The sequence below is a fragment of the Streptomyces sp. cg36 genome (assembly GCF_041080675.1).
GTDB lineage: Bacteria > Actinomycetota > Actinomycetes > Streptomycetales > Streptomycetaceae > Streptomyces.
In genome coordinates this window covers 5,965,591-5,982,344 of sequence record NZ_CP163520.1, presented here as the reverse complement: position 1 = coordinate 5,982,344, position 16,754 = coordinate 5,965,591, and the positions used below count along the sequence as shown (strand labels likewise).

Genomic DNA, 16,754 nt, shown 5'->3' with positions numbered 1-16,754 from the left:
ATTAAGGCTCGCCGAGCGACAGGCAAACATTTTCACGCCAATTTGTCGACACCTTGAACCGGAGAAGGGGTTCACGTGCCTTCGCGGGCCGCGCCGGAAGATCGTCCGGTGGTACGGACCTGGCGTCCGGTGAGCGGACGCGGCCGGGGCGCGGCGGACCGGGCGGGCGTTGTCAGTGGCGGGCCGTACGGTGGCGGCATGGACAGCGACGAGCAGTTCGAGGGGGCCGCGCGGGACGCGGAGCGGGCGGTGTGGGCGGTCGTGGACAGCGCCATCGGCCCGCTGCTCCTGGCCGCGACCGGGCAGGGCCTGGTGAGCGTGGTCTTCCACGCGCGCGAGGCGGTGCGGGACCGGGCGCTGCGGAGCCTGGCGGCCCGGCTGGGCGCCGATCCCGTCCCGGCGCCGCCCGGCGGCGCCTCCCCGCTCGCCGAGGCGATACGGCAGTTGGAGGCGTACTTCGCGGGAGAGCTGCGCGCCTTCGAGCTGCCCCTGGACTGGTCGCTGTCCTCCGGCTTCAACCGCCAGGTGCTCGGGGAGCTGGCGGCGACCGTTCCGTACGGAACGGTGGTGGGGTACGGCGACCTGGCCCGGCGGGTCGGCCAGCCCGGCGCGGCGCAGGCGGTCGGCGCGGCGATGGGGTCCAATCCGCTGCCGGTCGTGGTGCCCTGCCACCGGGTGGTGGAGAGCGACGGCGGGCTCGGCGGGTTCGGCGGCGGCCTGGAGACCAAGCGGCAGCTGCTCGCCCTGGAGGGAGTCCTGCCGCAGCCGCTGTTCTGAGGGTGCGGACCGGACCCCCGGCGGGGGCCCGGCGCGCACCGGCGGGCGGGGCGGCTACAGGCTGATGTGGTACGCCTTGCGCAGCGTCTCGTGCACGGTCCAGGTGGTGCGGTCGCCCTCGCGCAGCACGCACGCGTCACCGGGGCCGATCTCCAGCGTGTCGCCGCCCGCCACCTCCACCGTGGCGCGCCCGCTGACCACCACGAAGAGCTCGTTGGCCTCGGTGTCGGTCACCACGCCCGGGGTGATCTGCCAGATGCCCCGCAGCTGCTTGCCGTCCGGCGACTCCCACAGCACCTTGCCGGTGACCACCGGGTCGCCCGAGACGATCTGGCCGGGGTCCAGCGGCTCCGGCTCCAGCTCGGCGTCCGGGATGTGGACAACGAAGGAGGCGGGCCCGGCGGCCCCGGCGGAAGGGGTTTCGATCTGATCATTGGTCGTCATGGCGGGCCAATCTAGCCATGTCGTACCGCGCGGCCTCTGGCCGGGACCGCCGAGCGGGAGCATGCTCCCCGGTACGGGTCGCGGGGGCGGGCCCCGTGGGCCCTCGTGGCCGCCGCCTCCGCGCGCCTCTCCGGGCCGCGCCGGAGCGTGGCCGGGATCACCGCCGTGATGTTTGCGGGGTGTCCGGGCGCGCCAAGGATGGTGCATGCCCTACGACGACGTTCTGAAGGTGTCCGAGGAGGTGCGGGAGGCCCTGGACGCGGGGCGTCCCGTCGTCGCCCTGGAGTCGACGATCATCGCGCACGGCCTTCCGCGCCCCCGCAACCTGCGGGTCGCGACGGAGCTGGAGGAGCTGGTACGGGAGAGCGGCGCCGTCCCGGCCACCGTGGCCGTCCTGGACGGGAAACCCCATGTCGGCCTCGCCAAGGACCAGTTGGAGCGGGTCGCGTCGGGCGCGCCGCGCAAGCTCGGCCACCGCGATCTGCCGATGGCGCTGGCCGCCCGCGCCGACGGGGCGACCACGGTCTCCGCGACCGCGCGGCTGGCCCGCTGGGCGGGGATCCGCGTCTTCGCCACGGGCGGGCTCGGCGGCGTCCACCGGGGCTGGACCGAGACCCAGGACGAGTCGGCGGACCTGCGGCTGCTCGCCCGCACCCCGATCGCCGTGGTGTGCGCCGGGGTGAAGTCGATCCTGGACGTCCCGGCGACGCTGCAACGGCTGGAGACGCTCGGCATCGGCGTGGTCGGCTACGGCACGGACCGCTTCCCGGGGTTCTATCTGGCCAGCTCCGGCGAACCGGTCGACTGGACGGTCACCACCCCGCGGGAGGCCGCCGAGGTGATCCTGGCCCATGACGCGATCGGCGCCGACTCCGCGCTGATCGTGGCCAATCCGGTCGCGGAGGCCGACCAGCTCGACCCGGAACTGCACGACCGGGTGCTGGCCCGGGCCCTTGCCGACTGCCAGGCACAGGGCATCACGGGTCAGGCGGTCACGCCGTTCCTGCTCGACCAGTTGGTGCGGCACACCGGCGGGGCCTCCCTGGAGGCGAACGTGGCGGCGGTGCGCGGCAATGCGCGGCTGGCGGCGCGGATCGCGGCGGCGCTGTGACGGGCGGGCTGCTGGTCGTCGGCGACGTGGTCACCGACGTCGTCGCCCGGCACCGGGGACCGCTGGCGCCCGCCACGGACACGGCCGCCGAGATCCGTACGGTCCCGGGCGGCGCGGGCGCCAACGCGGCCTGCTGGGCGGCCCGCGCGGGCTGCGCGGACGTACGGATACTGGGGCGGACCGGCCGCGCCGAGGCCGCCTGGCACGAAGAGCGGCTGCGGCGTGCGGGGGTGCGCCCGCTCCTGGTCCCCGACCCGGCGGCCCCCACCGCCACCGTGGTCTCGCTGGTCGACACGGCGACCGGTGAGCGGACCTTCCTCACCGACAGCGGCGCCGTGTGGCGCATGGCGCCCGCCGACTGGAATCCCGTGTTCCTGGACGGCATCGGCCATCTGCACCTCTCCGGCTACCTCTTCTTCGCCGACTCCAGCCGCGAACTGGCCCTGGCCGCAGCCCGATCGGCGCTGGAGGCCGGGGTTCCGGTGAGCCTGGATCCCGCCTCGGCCGGGTTCCTGGCCGAGTGGGGCACCGACCGGTTCCTGGACGCGGCCGAGGGCGTCGAGGTGCTGCTGCCCAACGCCGACGAGGCCCGACTGCTCACCGGACGGGCCGAACCGGTGGACGCGGCGGCCGAGTTGAGCCACCGCTTCCCCCTGGTCGCGATGACGCTGGGGGCGGCCGGCGCACTGGTGGCCGCCGCCGGGGAGATCGTCGCCAAGGTGCCCGCACCGAGGGCCACCGCCGTCGACTCCACGGGGGCGGGCGACGCCTTCACCGGAGGCTTCCTGGCCGCCCGCCTGACGGGCGCCGAACCGTCCGAGGCGGCGGCAGCGGGCTGCCGGACGGGCGCGGAGGCGGTGACGGTGGTGGGCGGGCGGCCTCCGGTGCGTGATTGAGCGGCTGGGGGTGTCGAGGGCGTGCGGGCGGTCCGCGCCGGGCTTGGCGTGCGGGCGTCGGCGCGCGGCTGATCCGTGCGGGGGGCTTGGCGTTCGGTCAACCCGTGCAGGCGCCGACGTACGGCCGATCCGCGCGGGGCCCGGCATGCGGCAGATCCGTACAGGGGGCCCGGCGCACAGCCGCCGCCCTGCGGGGACCCGGCGGATCAGCCGTTCCACGCCGGGTGCAGCGCGTCGTCGGCCCGCACCACGACGTCGGCGGCGTCGGCCGGCCGCACCTCCTCCTCGTACCGCGCGAACGCGGGCAGCGTCCAGCGGGCGCCCTCCTCGGTGCGCCGCCGCAGCGCGCCGGGCGAGAGGCGCAGATGGACGGCGAGGTCGAACGGGAACCAGCGCCCGAGCAGCAGCGGCCCGTGCAGCACCAGCACTCCTCCCTTCGGGAGGAGCGTGTAGGGGGTGCGGGTGGCCCGGTCGGTCACCGGGTCCCACAGGTCGGGCAGCACCTGTCCGCCGCCACCGGGCTCCAGCGGGTCGAAGACCTCCCGCCAGAGCGCCGAGGTGTCGAACCAGCCGTCGACATAGGTGTCGGGGTCCTCCCGGCCGTACTCGTAGCGCAGCGAGGCCGGGCGCAGAAAGCCCTCGGTGGAGACGACCAGCACCGAACGCCCCCGTATCCGCAGGGCTTCGGCGAGCGCCCCCGCCAGCTCGCCGGGGCGGGCGGCGGGCGCGCCGTCGACACCGACGCGCAGCCACGGGCCGCCGTCGCGGGCGGGTGTGTCCATGGCCCGGTCGGCGAGAGCGCCGGTCAGCCGTTCCCAGGTGATCGCTTCGAGTCGCACGCCTCCATGATGCGTGGTGCACGCGCGCGCACCGGGGCGACCGCGCGGCGGGCGGTCACGCGCCGCGCAGCACGTCGGCCACAGGGCCCTCGCCCGCCACCTGGACGCGGCCGTCCTTGACGCCCTCCTCGAAGGTCAGCGTGCCCGCAGCGAGCGCCCGGCAGGTGTCCGCGTCCAGGACGAGCCGCGCGTCGGCATCCGGCGCGGGCCCGTCGCCGTACACCGGAGCGTCGCCCTCCGGGCCGGTCCGGACGTGGAACTCGCCCTCGTCCAGGCGTACGTCGAGGACGGCCGTCCCGTGCGGCAGGCGGCGCAGCAGGGGGATCAGCGGGATCGCGAACCAGTGCGCGCGCACGGCGTCGGTGGGCCGCCGCTCGGCGAGCTCCGGCGCGCCCCAGGCGGCGAGGGCGGTCAGGACGGGCAGCAACTCCCGGCCCCGCGCCGTCAGTTCGTACACCGTCGCCGCCGCGGGCGGGGGCAGCTTGCGGCGGGTGGCGAGCTCCTCGCGCTCCATGTCCTTGAGCCGGCCGGCCAGGACGTCGGTGGAGACGCCCGGCAGATCCGCGTGCAGATCTGTATAACGACGCGGTCCGGCGAGGAGTTCCCGGACGATCAGCAGCGTCCACCGGTCCCCGACGGCGTCGAGGGCGCGGGCAGCGGCGCAGTACTGGTCGTAGCTTCGACGGCGTGGCTGACGTGGCATGCGACGCAGTCTAGACACGATGTTGGACTTTCCAAGCGTCCACTTGGTAAAACCAAGTACGGAAGTACGGGAAGTCACACCAGAGGGATCTGGGCAACGCGGGAGGGCCACGCCATGGAGTTCCGGCAGTCGAGCAAGCTGAGCGAGGTCTGCTACGAGATCCGCGGCCCGGTGATCGAGCACGCCAACGCGCTGGAGGAGGCGGGCCACAGCGTGCTGCGCCTCAACACCGGCAACCCGGCCCTCTTCGGCTTCGAAGCGCCCGAGGAGATCCTCCAGGACATGATCCGGATGCTCCCGCGGGCCCACGGCTACACCGACTCGCGCGGCATCCTCTCGGCCCGCCGCGCCGTCGCCCAGCGCTACCAGGCCATGGGGCTGCCGGACGTCTCCGTGGACGACGTCTTCCTCGGCAACGGCGTCTCCGAGCTGGTCTCGATGGCCGTGCAGGCGCTCCTGGAGGACGGCGACGAAGTCCTCATCCCGGCCCCCGACTTCCCTCTCTGGACCGCCGTCACCACGCTGGCGGGCGGCAAGGCCGTGCACTACATCTGCGACGAGTCGGCCGAGTGGTACCCGGACCTCGACGACATGGCCGCGAAGATCACCGACCGCACCAAGGCCGTCGTCATCATCAACCCCAACAACCCCACGGGCGCGGTCTACCCCAAGGAGATCATCGAGGGCATCCTCGATCTCGCCCGCCGCCACCAGCTGATGGTGTTCGCGGACGAGATCTACGACCAGATCGTCTACGACGACGCCGTGGCCCACACCGCCGCCGCCCTCGCCCCGGACCTCGTCGTGCTGACCTTCAGCGGACTGTCCAAGACCTACCGGGTGGCCGGGTTCCGCTCCGGCTGGCTGGTCGTCAGCGGTCCCCAGCAGCACGCCAAGAGCTATCTGGAGGGCCTGACGATGCTCGCCTCCATGCGGCTGTGCCCCAACGCGCCCGCCCAGTACGCCATCCAGGCGGCGCTCGGCGGCCGTCAGACCATCAAGGAGCTGACCGCGCCCGGCGGACGGCTGCGCGAACAGCGCGACCGCGCCTGGGAGAAGCTCAACGAGATCCCCGGGGTGTCCTGTGTGAAGCCGAAGGGCGCGCTCTACGCGTTCCCCCGGATCGATCCGAAGATTCACCCGATCGAAGACGACGAGAAGTTCGTGCTTGACCTGCTCCTGCGGGAGAAGATCCAGGTCGTCCAGGGCACCGGCTTCAACTGGCCGCGCCCCGACCACTTCCGCATCCTGACACTGCCGCACGCCGACGACCTGGACGCGGCCATCAGCCGCATCGGGCGCTTCCTGAGCGGATACCGGCAGTAGCCGGGCGAGAGCGCCCGCGTACGCGCGGAATTCCGGGACGGGGAGGGGGGAATCCCCTCCATGAACGCGAACGGGAGCGGGAGCGGGCCCGGAGGCATAGCCGGCCTCCGGGCCCTGGGTGATGCCACCGAATTGCACACGCCGGCACGCTTGAGAACCCAGGTCAGTCTCATGTCGCCGCGCCCTGCCTTTGGACCACCGCGGATCGAGCTCCACGGGCCGGATTCGAACCGGCATGTCGACGCACCGGGGCCTGGGCCCGGTCGATCCGGCGATCGGCGGCGAATGCTGAGTCTGGAGCAATAGTCTGAGATTGACGACGGCTTCCGCGTCCCGCGGAGCCGCTCATTCACGACGAACTTCAGTTTCAGCTTCGCGCTCCTCGCGCGCCCCGACGGTGAAAAGGTCACCACCGGGGAGTCTTTGACGCTACCCGCTCACTGGCCGAAGAGGTAGCCGAATATCGCGTCGCCCACGCGCTGGTCGGTGACGTCGATCCCGTTCGCCTCCTCACGGGCGAACTTGACCGCCTGCTGCGCCTTCTCCACCCGGGCCAGCAGCTCGTTCACCCGGCGGGCGGGCAGCGCGCCGGAGAACTTCACGGTGGTCCAGTACCCGACAGGAACGTCCTCGTAGTACACCTCGACCTGCGCCGGGTGCTTCTCGGTCGCCTCCGCCTTGACGTGGTTGCGGGGCACCTTCTTCGTCCGCAGCGTCCTGACCGGCTCGGTCTTCCAGGAGTCGGTCGACGGGTCCTGCACCCACGACTCGGCCGCGTCGAGCACCGGCAGCTTGCGCACGAAGGTGGTGATGTCCGTCAGCTGCTTCTCCAGGAAGAGCAGGTACGAGACGGGCGCACCGCTCACCAGCACCCGCCCGTCCACGGTGACGTCGGCTCGCGCCTCGCAGTTCGCCCAGTCCTTGGTGGCGGTCACATCGAACAGCCGGGTGAGCGTCGCCGCGGTCTCGCGCAGCACGTCCTCCGCCTTGATCTGCACCAGCGTCGACTCGGGCGGCAGCTGCTCGCCCTCCTCGTCCTTCGGCTGATACGTCCGGGAGATGCCCGACAGCAAACCGGGCTTCTGCAACCCGTGATGAGCGGACGTCAGGTCCTGGTGGGACTTCGACTTGATTCCCTTTTCGACTGCGATGATCTGATTGAGTTTCGCCACGTGATGAACGCTAGCAATGCCAACACGGTTTGCCCCAACGATTATTGAGGGATCGAAGGGAGGGGGACGGAATACGGAGGAGAGGGAGGCCCGCACATTGCCGTCGCACCCACCGGAACACTCGCGCTCTTCGAGCCGGTCGCACTCCCTGAGCCACTCAGGCCCTTTGCCCCGGTCACGCTCTCTGGGCCGCTCACACTCCTCGGGGCGCTCAGACTCCCTGGGCCGGTCACGCCCTCTGGGCCGTGCTCGCTCCTTGGGGCGCTCACACGCTATGCGCCGGTCCCCCTCTCCGGCACGCTCAGACTCCCTGGGCCGCGCACACTTCCTGGGCCGTTCAGACTCTCCGGGGCGGCCGAAGCCCGCGTCCGGCCGGCCGCCGCGTCCGCCGTGCTCGTCATAGAGCCCCGCAGGCGCCACCGCTGCGCCGACTGCGACACCGGCCCGCTCCCCCGTCTCGTGCTGGACACGGGCAGCCCGCGCTGTCTGGACTGCGCGGACCTCGGCCACCTCGTGTTCCTGCCCCGGGGCGATCACGCCCTCACGCGCCGCGCGCGCGAGGAGAGCGCGCTGTCCGCCGTCGTCGTCCGCTTCAACCGCCGTCGGCGCCGCTACGAACGCCAGGGCGTCCTCGTCGAGGAGGCGGCGCTGGCCGTGGCCGAGCGGCGCTGTCTCGCCGACGCCGAGGCCCGCGCACGGCGCCGGGCCCGGGACGCGCTGCGTCGTGCCGCCGAGGACGTCCGCTTCACGGCCGCCCTGGAGGCCGAGATCCTGCGGCTGTTCCCGGGCTGTCCGCCCGGACGCGCCCACGACGTGGCCGTGCACGCCTCCGTGCGGGGCAGCGGCCGGGTGGGCCGCAGCGCGGCGGGGCGCGCCCTGGACGCGGACGCGGTCACGGCGGCGGTCCGCGCCTCCGTACGCCATCTGGACACGCCCTACGACGAGTTGCTGATGGCCCGGGTGCCGCGCAACCGGGCACGGGCGCGCGTGGCGGCACGGATCGAGGCGGTCCTGCGGGCCTGGGCGGCGGGCCGACCGGCCCCACCGGAGCGCTCCGCAGCCCCTGGAGCAGGTCGTCCGGGACGCGCCCGCCGCCCCTAGGACAGGTCGTAGGGGGCCGGCCCGGCAGGCGACGGCCGGTCCGGGGCCGTGTCTGCGCCCGGGCGTATCTCCAGCGCCTCCACCGGATCCCGCGTCGGCCTCCCCCGGGGCCACCAGTCGTCGCGGCCCGGGTCGGACTCGTACGGATACCAGAGGCCGTCCCGGCCGTACCGGAGCTGGCTGGTGGGGGCCGAGAGCTGGTTGCGCCAGGGGCGGAAGCCCGGGTGGCCGGCGGCGGCCAGAGCCGGACGGGCGCGGTCGAAGGGACCCGCCGGAGGGTCCCAGGGCGTTTCGAGGACGTCGAGTCCCGCGGAGCCGCCCTGCCGCCAGGCGGCCACCGCGCGGGCCAGGTCGGTGGCGGTGCGGCCGGTGGCCCGGCACAGCCCCGCGTACAGGGCGCGGGTGGTGGACGTCATGCCCGAGCCGGGGTGGGCGGCGGCCAGGCGCACCGCGTCCTGCCAGGTCGAGAGGGCGGCGACCGGGTCCTCCCCGGTGGTCAGCAGGGCGTGGGCGCGGGCCGCCGCCTCGCTGGCCAGCAGGTCGAGCGCGAGCGGGTCGGGCGCGCCCGGCATCGCGGGCGGGGCGGGCGGGTGGCCCGGCCGCTCAGGGGCCGGGAACGGGGGCGGCAGCGCGGGCCGCGCACCGGTCCGGACCGCCTCGCGCGCGGCGACCGTGGGCAGGTCGGGCGCGGGCGAGTGCCGCTCCACCGCCATCCGGGCGCTGTTGCGGCGGGTGAGTGCGGCGAGCGTCTCCTGCTCGCCCCGGCCGCGCATCAGCAGCAGCACGAACGGGTCCTCGTCGAGGAGCCGGGCCGTCTGGTAGCAGAGCGCCGCCGCGTGCTTGCACGGGTAGCCGTCGTCGGGGCAGGAGCAGTCCGGAACCAGGTCGCCGGGGCCGGGCAGCAGGTCGACCCGGTCGGCGAGGGTGTGCGGCAGGTCCTTGTCGAGCAGCGCCGCGATGTGGGCCGGGTCCTCGGCCGCGCCGTCGAGGAAGTCCTCCCACACCTCGTCCGACAGGGTGCGCAGGCGCAGTTGGGTGCGGTACGGGCGGGGGCGCGAGCCGTGTACGTACGCGGTGATGCGGCCGGGGGTGACGGTGATCGCGTCGACGTGGCCGCCCGCCGCGTAGGCCCGGCCCCTGGCCAGCCGCGCCGGGTCCAGGGCCAGCTCCTCCAGCGCCGTCACCCAGGCGCCGCCCCACCAGGTGCCGGTGGCCTCGGAACGGGCGCCCAGGGGCGGGAAGGTGCGGCGCCGGTCGTCGTGGCGGGACGTCGGGAGCGTGCTCATGCCGCCCTCCGCAGGGAGATCAGGTCGGCCAGTTCCCGGTCGGTGAGTTCGGTCAGGGCGCTCTCGCCGGAGCCGAGGACCGCGTCGGCCAGGGCGCGCTTGGCGGTGAGCATGTCCGCGATGCGGTCCTCGACCGTGCCCTCGGCGATCAGGCGGTGGACCTGCACCGGCTGGGTCTGGCCGATCCGGTAGGCGCGGTCGGTGGCCTGCTCCTCGACCGCGGGGTTCCACCAGCGGTCGTAGTGGACGACATGGCCCGCGCGGGTGAGGTTGAGACCGGTGCCCGCGGCCTTCAGGGAGAGGATGAAGACCGGCACCTCGCCGGACTGGAACGCGTCCACCAGACGGTCGCGCTCGGCCACCGGCGTCCCGCCGTGCAGGAGTTGGGAGGGGACCCCGCGCGCGGTGAGGTGCGCGGAGAGCAGCCGCGCCATCGCCACGTACTGGGTGAAGACCAGGACCGAGCCGTCCTCCGCCACGATCGTGTCGAGGAGTTCGTCGAGGAGGGCGAGCTTGCCGGAGCGGGCGGGCAGCCGGGGCGCGGTCTCCTTCAGATACTGCGCCGGGTGGTTGCAGATCTGCTTCAGCGCGGTGAGCAGCTTCATGATCAGGGCGCGCCGGGCGATGCCCTCGGCGGCCTCCACCTCGGCCATCGCCTCCCGGACGACGGCCTCGTACAGCGATGCCTGCTCGCGGGTGAGCGGCACGGGGTGGTCGGTCTCGGTCTTCGGCGGCAGCTCGGGCACGATGCCCGGGTCCGACTTCTTCCTCCGCAGGAGGAAGGGGCGGACCAGCCGCGCGAGGCGCTCCGCCGCGTGCTCGTCCTCCCCGTTCTCCACGATCCGGGCGTGGCGGGCGCGGAACGACTTGAGCGGGCCGAGCAGCCCCGGTGTCGTCCAGTCGAGCAGGGCCCACAGCTCGGAGAGGTTGTTCTCGACCGGGGTGCCGGTGAGGGCGATCCGGGCGGGCGCGGGGATGGTGCGCAGGGCCTTGGCGGTGGCCGAGAACGGGTTCTTCACGTGCTGCGCCTCGTCCGCCACGACCATCCCCCAGGCGTGCTCGGCCAGCCGGGGCGCGCTGGAGCGCATCGTGCCGTACGTGGTGAGGACGAAGCCGCCCTCGACTCCGGCCAGGCTGCGCGCGCTGCCGTGGAAGCGGCGCACCGGCACGCCGGGGGCGAACCGGGCGATCTCGCGCTGCCAGTTGCCCAGGAGCGAGGCCGGGCAGACGACCAGCGTCGGCTCGCTGCGGGCGCGGCGCAGGTGGAGGGCGATCACGGTGACGGTCTTGCCCAGGCCCATGTCGTCGGCGAGGCAGCTGCCCAGGCCGAGCGAGGTCATCAGGTCGAGCCAGGCGAGCCCGCGCAGCTGGTAGTCGCGCAGGACGGCGGTCAGGCCCGGTGGCTGCGCGGCGGGCCGGGGGCCCTCGGTGAGCCGGTCGCGCAGGTCGGCGAGGGCCCCGGCCGGGACCGCCTCGACGGTCTCGCCGTCGACCTCGGCGGTGCCGGTCAGCGCCATGGAGAGCGCGTCGACCGGATCGAGCAGGCCCAGGTCGCGCTTGCGCGCCTTGCGGACGAGCTCGGGGTCGGCGACCACCCACTGGCCGCGCAGCCGCACGATGGGGCGGTGCGCCTCGGCGAGCTCGTCCATCTCGGACCGGCTCAGCGGCTCGCCGCCGAGGGCCAACTCCCAGTTGAAGGTGAGCAGTTCACCGGCGTCGAAGAACGAGGTGCCGTCGGTCGCCGAGCCCGGCGCGGAGCGGACCACGGCGGTGGCGGTCAGGTCGCGGGCCAGCTCGCGCGGCCAGTGCACCGGCACTCCCGCCGCGTCGAGCCGGGTCGCCGCCGCGCCCAGCAGGTCGTACAGCTCCTCCTCGGTGAGCGGCAGCACGTCCGGCACCGGCCGTTCCAGCAGTCCGCCCAGGGGAGGCCAGACGCGGGCCGCGCGGCGCAGCGCCAGCAGGGCGTCGATCCGCGCGCGCGGGCCGAACGCCTCCGCCCGCTCCCCCGCCCACAGTCCGGCCGCGTCGACCACCAGGGTGGGGTCGGCGAGGCTGTGGACCTGGACGATCGCCGAGCCCGCCCGCCGGGCGTCCGCCTCGTCGTCGGTGTCGAACAGCCCGTACCCGGAGAGGTCGAGCCGCAGCGACACCCGTACGCCCGCGTCCATGCCCGCCGCGGCCTGCGCCGCCCACGCGCGCGCGTGCGGCAGGTGCTGGGGCCCGGCGGCGGCGAACGGCGCTCCCACGGCGTGGGCGGCGGCCGGGGTGCGCGGCAGGCCGTCCGCGACCGCGTCCAGGAAGGCCCGCACCAGCGCCTCCGGCTCGGGCAGCCGCAGCGGACGGCGGCCGGGCACCGGCGTCGCGTACGCCTCGTGGGGCATGGCGGCGGCGATGGCCCGGAGCTGGGCGATGTCGTCGGCGTCGAGCGGGCCCGCGCGCCAGGCGTCGTGGTCGGTGCCGGTCAGGCCGGGCAGCAGTCGGCCGCGCGCCACCAGGTGCAGGGCGTGCAGCGCGGCGGCGCCCCAGCAGGCGGTCGCCGGGTGCGCGGCCGGGTGGTACCGGGCCCGCACCAGCAGGGGCAGGGCCTCCACCACGGGCAGCGTGCGGGCGGCCACGACCCGGCTGCGGGCGCCGCTGCCGTGCCGGGCGACCACCGTCAGCTCGGTGGTCTCCTCCGCGCCCGGCGCCCCGGGCTCGCCGTCCGCGGCCTGCGGGCGCGGGCCGCCCGCCGGGTCCCAGAAGGCGATCCGGCCCTCGCGCGGCAGCCCCGAGGGCAGGAAGACGGCGGCGGCGGTCACGCCGGACCGCGGCGCGTCCGCCGTCGTCCGCCCGGTGCGCGTCATGTCCGGTCACCTCCCCTCGGTCGCGAGGTCGTGGACCGGCGCTCGGTCCCCGACTGCTCACGACCTTACGGGCGGGGTCCGACAATCGGGCGCCGCGACCTCAGCGCACCCCCTCCCACAAGGCGCGTTCCGCCGCACGCGGGTCCTGGACGACCTCGGCCGGGGTGTCCGGGGAGGCCCCGAAGACCATCGTCGTCCGGGTCTGCGGGCCGTACGCGTCCCAGCCCGGGTCACCGGTCGTCGCGAAGGCCACCCACGCCCCGTGCACGGCGTCCGCGACGGCCTGGGGCGGCTCGGCGCCGAGCATCGGCGTGTAGACGGGATCGCGCAGGTTGTCGAAGACGAAGGCGAGCTCGACGGCGTGGCAGGCCCCCAGCAGCCCGCCGAACTGCGGCGAGCGCCAGGCGAACTCGTACAGGTACGAGCCGGGCACCGACTCGACGGCGCGGATCGCGGGGATCCGGTAGAACCAGTCGGTCGCGACCGCGTCGAACAGTTCCCCGGGGGCGGCTCCCGGGCGGCTCCCGGCGTACACGGGCAGCGCCTTGTCCGGGTCGAGTCCGTACTCGGCCGCCGTGCGGCGCAGCTTGGCCTCGCCGAGCAGGTGGAGGCGTTCGGTGGGGACGAGGAAGAGGCGGTACTCCTCCCGGTTGCTGCCCGCCAGCAGCCGCACCCCGCGGTCGGCGGACGGCAGCGGCAGGGATTCCAGGACCGGCTCGAACGGCATCATGTTCAGCACCGCCTCGCCCCACAGCGCCGGGTCCGGCCGGGCGCCCATCTCGGCGCGCAGCTCCGACTGGGCCGGGAGCAGCGCCTCGAAGGGCACGGCGGCGAAGGCGTCCGCCAGGTCCGCGCCGTCGGCCCGGATGCCCAGTTTCGCCGCCAGCCGGGCGGTGATCAGGTCGGCCGTGTCGGGGAGCAGGTGGTGGTGGGCCGCGCCGCTCTGCAGGATCGCCTGGTGGAACAGCCCGCGCGCGCGTGACTGGGCGAGCAGCACGCCGATGCTCATCCCGCCCGCCGACTCCCCGAACACCGTCACCCGGTCCGGGGCGCCGCCGAACGCCTCGATGTTGTCGCGGACCCACTCCAGCGCGGCGATCTGGTCGAGCAGTCCGCGGTTGTCGGGCCGGCCGGGCAGCCGCAGGAAACCGTCCGTGCCCAGCCGGTAGTTGACGTTCACGCACACCACGCCGTCGCGCGCGAAGGCACGGCCGTCGTAGGCCGGCCCCACGCCGGAGCCGTTGGAGAACGCCCCGCCGTGCAGCCAGACCAGCACCGGCAGCCCGCCGCCGGGCCCCGGGTGCGGGGTCCAGAGGCTGAGGTTGAGGCAGTCCTCGCCCTGACCGCCGTCGGCGTCCGGGATGAGGACGTCCATGGGCGGCGCGTAGGGGGCGCGGGGGGCGGACGGACCGTGCTCCAGCGCGTCCCGCACGCCCTCCCAGGGGTCGGCCGGGGCCGGTTCGCGAAAGCGCAGCGGGCCGAAGGGTGGCGCGGCGTAGGGGATGCCGAGGAAGGACGTCACCCCGTCGCTCCCGGTCCGCCCGCGTACCGCACCCTTGCGGGTCGTGCACACCTTCGTACCCATCGCTTCCATCGGCGCCTCAGACTCCCTCGGCAAGCGTCTCCAGCAGGGCCGCGCCGAACGCTCCGGGCTGTTCGACGTGCACCGCGTGCCCGGCGTCGGGCACCGTCACCTCTCGTACCCTGCCGCCCACGCGCGCGTAAAGGCCCAGGACGTACCGTGTCTGGGCGACCATCGGCTGGGCCGGGGTGCCGTCCCAGCCGGGCACCGCGCCGATCGCGCCAAGGTGGGCGAGGTCGAACAGCGAGGTGTCGGAGACGATCACGTCGTCCGCGCCGCGCACCCAGGTCACCGGCGGCTTCACGGGCAGCGCCGCGACCACGTCGTGGAGGTCGTCGAGCCGGAAGTGCGTCGGGGCGAGGCAGTTGAGCACCCCGCGCGTGCCGGGGGCGGTTCCCGGCCAGGTCTCGCTGGGTCGGCTGTCACCGGGGTAGTGGTCGTCGCCGACCCGGGTGCTCAGCATCGACTCGACGAACTCGTCCTCCCGCCCCGGCCGCACCGGCGGTTTGACGTAACAGGTGGCGAGCACCCGGCGGGGCGAGAGCGGCGACGCCTCGCCCCGGTCGCCCTCGGCGAGCAGCCGTACGAAGTCGGGGTTGGCGGTGCCGCCGCCCGAGCCCGCGCCGTCCGGGGAGTTGAGCCATCCCTCCACGCCCCGGGTGCCCCCGAAGCCGTACGGGGAGACGGGGTTGACCAGAGTGAGCGAGCGCACCGTGCCCGGCCGGTCCCGCAGGTGTTGCAGGACCACACCGCCGCCCATGGACCAGCCGACGAAGTGTGCGCGTTCCACATGCAGCGCGTCGAGGAGCGCCGCCAGGTCGTCGGCGTAGTCGCGCAGTCCACGGGTCGCGTCGACCGGCAGCGGGTCGGTGCCGCCGAATCCGCGCAGGTCGACGGCGATCGGGCGGTAGCGCCGTGGCAGGGCGAGCATCGCGTCCTGCCAGAAGGCGGCGGACGAGACGTTGCCGTGCACGAAGACGACCGTCTCGCCCGCCTCTTTGGAGGCGTCCTCCAGGATCTGCTGGGTGAGCCGGGCGGTCTCTATCCGGCGGGCGGTGAGCGTGCTCATACGGGCCGTCCTAGGGGCGTCTGGCGGGTACGGGGCGGGCTGGCGGGGTCAGGCGAGCCAGGAGGCGACCTGGGCCTGTGCGGCGCTGTTCCAGCCGAGTTCGAGGTGGTTGGCGGACGTCACCGTGGCCTTGCCGCCGACGGTGGCGATGCCGGTGGAGTCGAGCGCGCTGGAGACGAAGACCACGCCGTCGCTGGGGCCGCGGTTCTCGTTGAAGATGCCCACGACGGACGGCGTGCCGCCCGCGAGCAGGTACGTCGTGACGGAGGCGGGGACCGAGGCCCGCTGGAGCGGGACGACCAGCGAGCCCGCGTCGATGGCCTTCTGGATGCCGTCGCCGGCCGTGTAGAAGCCCTGTCCGCCGTAGTAGGTCGTGTACCAGTCCTGGGCGCTCTGGTCGACGCCGTACACGCCGTCCCAGCGGGCCAGCATCTGCCGCTGGCCCGGGTAGTCGTCGTAGCCGCCGGAGGGCGTCATGGAGAACTCGGGGTGGGCCGTGTACGTGCCGTAGCAGGTCATCCGGGAGTGCGGCGAGGGCGCGTTGATCTTGCCTCCGCACTCCGGCCAGATCGAGAAGTCATGGGCCCAGCCGTGCGCGTACGGGTAGTCGTAGCCGCCGTTGGGGCCGCCCAGGGTGATCAGTTTGCGTACGTCGCCCGCGTAGGCGCGGCCCCAGGCGGGCTTCAGCGACGACACGTACGCGCGCGTGGAGACCTCTCCCTTGCTCCAGCCGACCAGATCCACCTGGGACACGCCCAGCTTGGCCCTGATCAGGGCGACCGCGTCGCCGACGGCCTGGGCCTGCATCAGGTTGTCGCCCTGCTTGTGGGCGAAGCCGATGGCGAAGACGCGGTGGCCCCGGGCCGCCAGGTACTGCATCAGCCCGGTCGAGGGGCACGACAGCGCGCCGCAGCCGTACCCGCCGGACTCCCCGGGGTTCGCCCAGGCCCGGTCGGCGGTGTCGTTGGCGCCGTGCACGAGCAGGACGGGCGTGGTCCGGGCCCCGGTGTTCCAGCCGGGCGCCGAGTAGAGCAGGAAGCGGTCGGAGGTGGGCCGGGTCGCTCCGCCGAAGTAGGTCACCCGGACGCCGTCCTGGTCGCCGCGGCCGTCCGGCGCGTAGCCCTCGGCACCGGCCGCCTGGAAGCCGGGCGTGGTGTCGCGGTAGCGCTCGACCCTCTCCCAGCCGTTGGTGACCGTACCGGCGCCGTAGGCGGCCTCCTGGGTGAGGTACGCGGGCGGGGCGGCGGCGGTCGCCTGGGCGGCCGTGGTGCGGGCGCCGGCGGTGCCTCCGGTCGCCAGGAGCGCGCCGATCACCGCCGCCGCCACTGCCGGTACCGCTCTCCATCCCCCACGGTGTCTGCTGCGCACGTCCGGGCCCCCTTGCCTGGGTCGAGCTGGCTGTGATCTGTCCGCCCCCAGACGCTAGGCAGCGGGCAGCGGGGTGGGGGATGTGTGCGGGCCACACAAGTGCGCTGAGGGGTATGGGGGCTCATACAGCGGGGAGCGGGGCGTCGCCCGCCCGGCCGCGCACGGGATGCCGGGGTGGCGATCCGCGTGCAGGGTGGCCGTACTGACCGCCGCACCACCGCCGTACAGACGAGGACC

General features: G+C 74.3%; 14 protein-coding genes. 5 read left to right on the top strand and 9 right to left on the bottom strand.

What is annotated here, in order from left to right; translation table 11 throughout:
* The first annotated feature begins 198 nt into the window (after positions 1–198).
* Complete coding sequence (locus AB5J87_RS26440) at positions 199–777, top strand: methylated-DNA--[protein]-cysteine S-methyltransferase (RefSeq protein ID WP_369379898.1); 579 nt, start codon at positions 199–201, stop codon at positions 775–777.
* A gap of 54 nt (positions 778–831) precedes the next feature.
* Here the strand turns inward: AB5J87_RS26440 and AB5J87_RS26435 are convergent, their stop codons facing one another.
* Positions 832–1,221, bottom strand: coding sequence for a cupin domain-containing protein (locus tag AB5J87_RS26435; protein ID WP_369379897.1), 390 nt, complete (start codon positions 1,219–1,221; stop codon positions 832–834).
* A 205-nt stretch (positions 1,222–1,426) separates the two neighbouring features.
* Between AB5J87_RS26435 and AB5J87_RS26430 the strand changes: the two genes are divergently transcribed.
* Both AB5J87_RS26430 and AB5J87_RS26425 read left to right on the top strand, forming a co-directional pair.
* A complete protein-coding gene (locus AB5J87_RS26430) occupies positions 1,427–2,332 on the top strand; it encodes a pseudouridine-5'-phosphate glycosidase (protein ID WP_369379895.1) in 906 nt (301 codons plus the stop codon).
* The gene (locus AB5J87_RS26425) at positions 2,329–3,228 is read left to right on the top strand and encodes a carbohydrate kinase family protein (RefSeq protein WP_369379894.1); all 900 of its coding nucleotides are present in this window, start codon (positions 2,329–2,331) and stop codon (positions 3,226–3,228) included. The genes AB5J87_RS26430 and AB5J87_RS26425 overlap by 4 nt, the downstream gene beginning before the upstream one ends.
* A gap of 206 nt (positions 3,229–3,434) precedes the next feature.
* On the opposite strand, the gene AB5J87_RS26420 is transcribed toward AB5J87_RS26425, so the two are convergent.
* The gene (locus AB5J87_RS26420) at positions 3,435–4,067 is read right to left on the bottom strand and encodes a uridine kinase (RefSeq protein WP_369379892.1); all 633 of its coding nucleotides are present in this window, start codon (positions 4,065–4,067) and stop codon (positions 3,435–3,437) included.
* Between the two features lie 55 nt (positions 4,068–4,122).
* A complete protein-coding gene (locus AB5J87_RS26415; protein ID WP_369379891.1) occupies positions 4,123–4,770 on the bottom strand; it encodes a winged helix-turn-helix transcriptional regulator in 648 nt (215 codons plus the stop codon).
* A gap of 114 nt (positions 4,771–4,884) precedes the next feature.
* Between AB5J87_RS26415 and AB5J87_RS26410 the strand changes: the two genes are divergently transcribed.
* A complete protein-coding gene (locus tag AB5J87_RS26410) occupies positions 4,885–6,096 on the top strand; it encodes a pyridoxal phosphate-dependent aminotransferase (RefSeq protein WP_369379888.1) in 1,212 nt (403 codons plus the stop codon).
* A gap of 437 nt (positions 6,097–6,533) precedes the next feature.
* Here AB5J87_RS26410 and AB5J87_RS26405 read toward each other — a convergent pair whose 3' ends face one another.
* Positions 6,534–7,268 (bottom strand): hypothetical protein, encoded by a 735-nt coding sequence (locus AB5J87_RS26405; protein WP_369379887.1) that lies wholly within the window; start codon positions 7,266–7,268, stop codon positions 6,534–6,536.
* A 390-nt stretch (positions 7,269–7,658) separates the two neighbouring features.
* Between AB5J87_RS26405 and AB5J87_RS26400 the strand changes: the two genes are divergently transcribed.
* Complete coding sequence (locus tag AB5J87_RS26400; RefSeq protein WP_369379885.1) at positions 7,659–8,369, top strand: DUF2293 domain-containing protein; 711 nt, start codon at positions 7,659–7,661, stop codon at positions 8,367–8,369.
* Here the strand turns inward: AB5J87_RS26400 and AB5J87_RS26395 are convergent.
* From AB5J87_RS26395 to AB5J87_RS26375, 5 genes are all read right to left on the bottom strand, one after another.
* Positions 8,366–9,655 carry an SWIM zinc finger family protein gene (locus tag AB5J87_RS26395; RefSeq protein WP_369379883.1) on the bottom strand — a complete coding sequence of 430 codons (1,290 nt, stop codon included), beginning with the start codon at positions 9,653–9,655 and terminating at the stop codon, positions 8,366–8,368. The two genes, AB5J87_RS26400 and AB5J87_RS26395, sit on opposite strands and share 4 nt — an antisense overlap.
* Complete coding sequence (locus AB5J87_RS26390) at positions 9,652–12,498, bottom strand: DEAD/DEAH box helicase (protein ID WP_369379881.1); 2,847 nt, start codon at positions 12,496–12,498, stop codon at positions 9,652–9,654. Before AB5J87_RS26390 ends, AB5J87_RS26395 begins: the two co-directional genes overlap by 4 nt.
* Before the next feature lie 100 nt (positions 12,499–12,598).
* Positions 12,599–14,083, bottom strand: coding sequence for a carboxylesterase/lipase family protein (locus tag AB5J87_RS26385; protein ID WP_369379879.1), 1,485 nt, complete (start codon positions 14,081–14,083; stop codon positions 12,599–12,601).
* Between the two features lie 16 nt (positions 14,084–14,099).
* Positions 14,100–15,149: an alpha/beta fold hydrolase gene (locus AB5J87_RS26380; protein WP_369379876.1), complete on the bottom strand. Its 1,050-nt coding sequence runs from the start codon at positions 15,147–15,149 to the stop codon at positions 14,100–14,102.
* Between the two features lie 48 nt (positions 15,150–15,197).
* A complete protein-coding gene (locus AB5J87_RS26375; protein WP_369379874.1) occupies positions 15,198–16,475 on the bottom strand; it encodes an esterase/lipase family protein in 1,278 nt (425 codons plus the stop codon).
* Positions 16,476–16,754 lie beyond the last annotated feature (279 nt).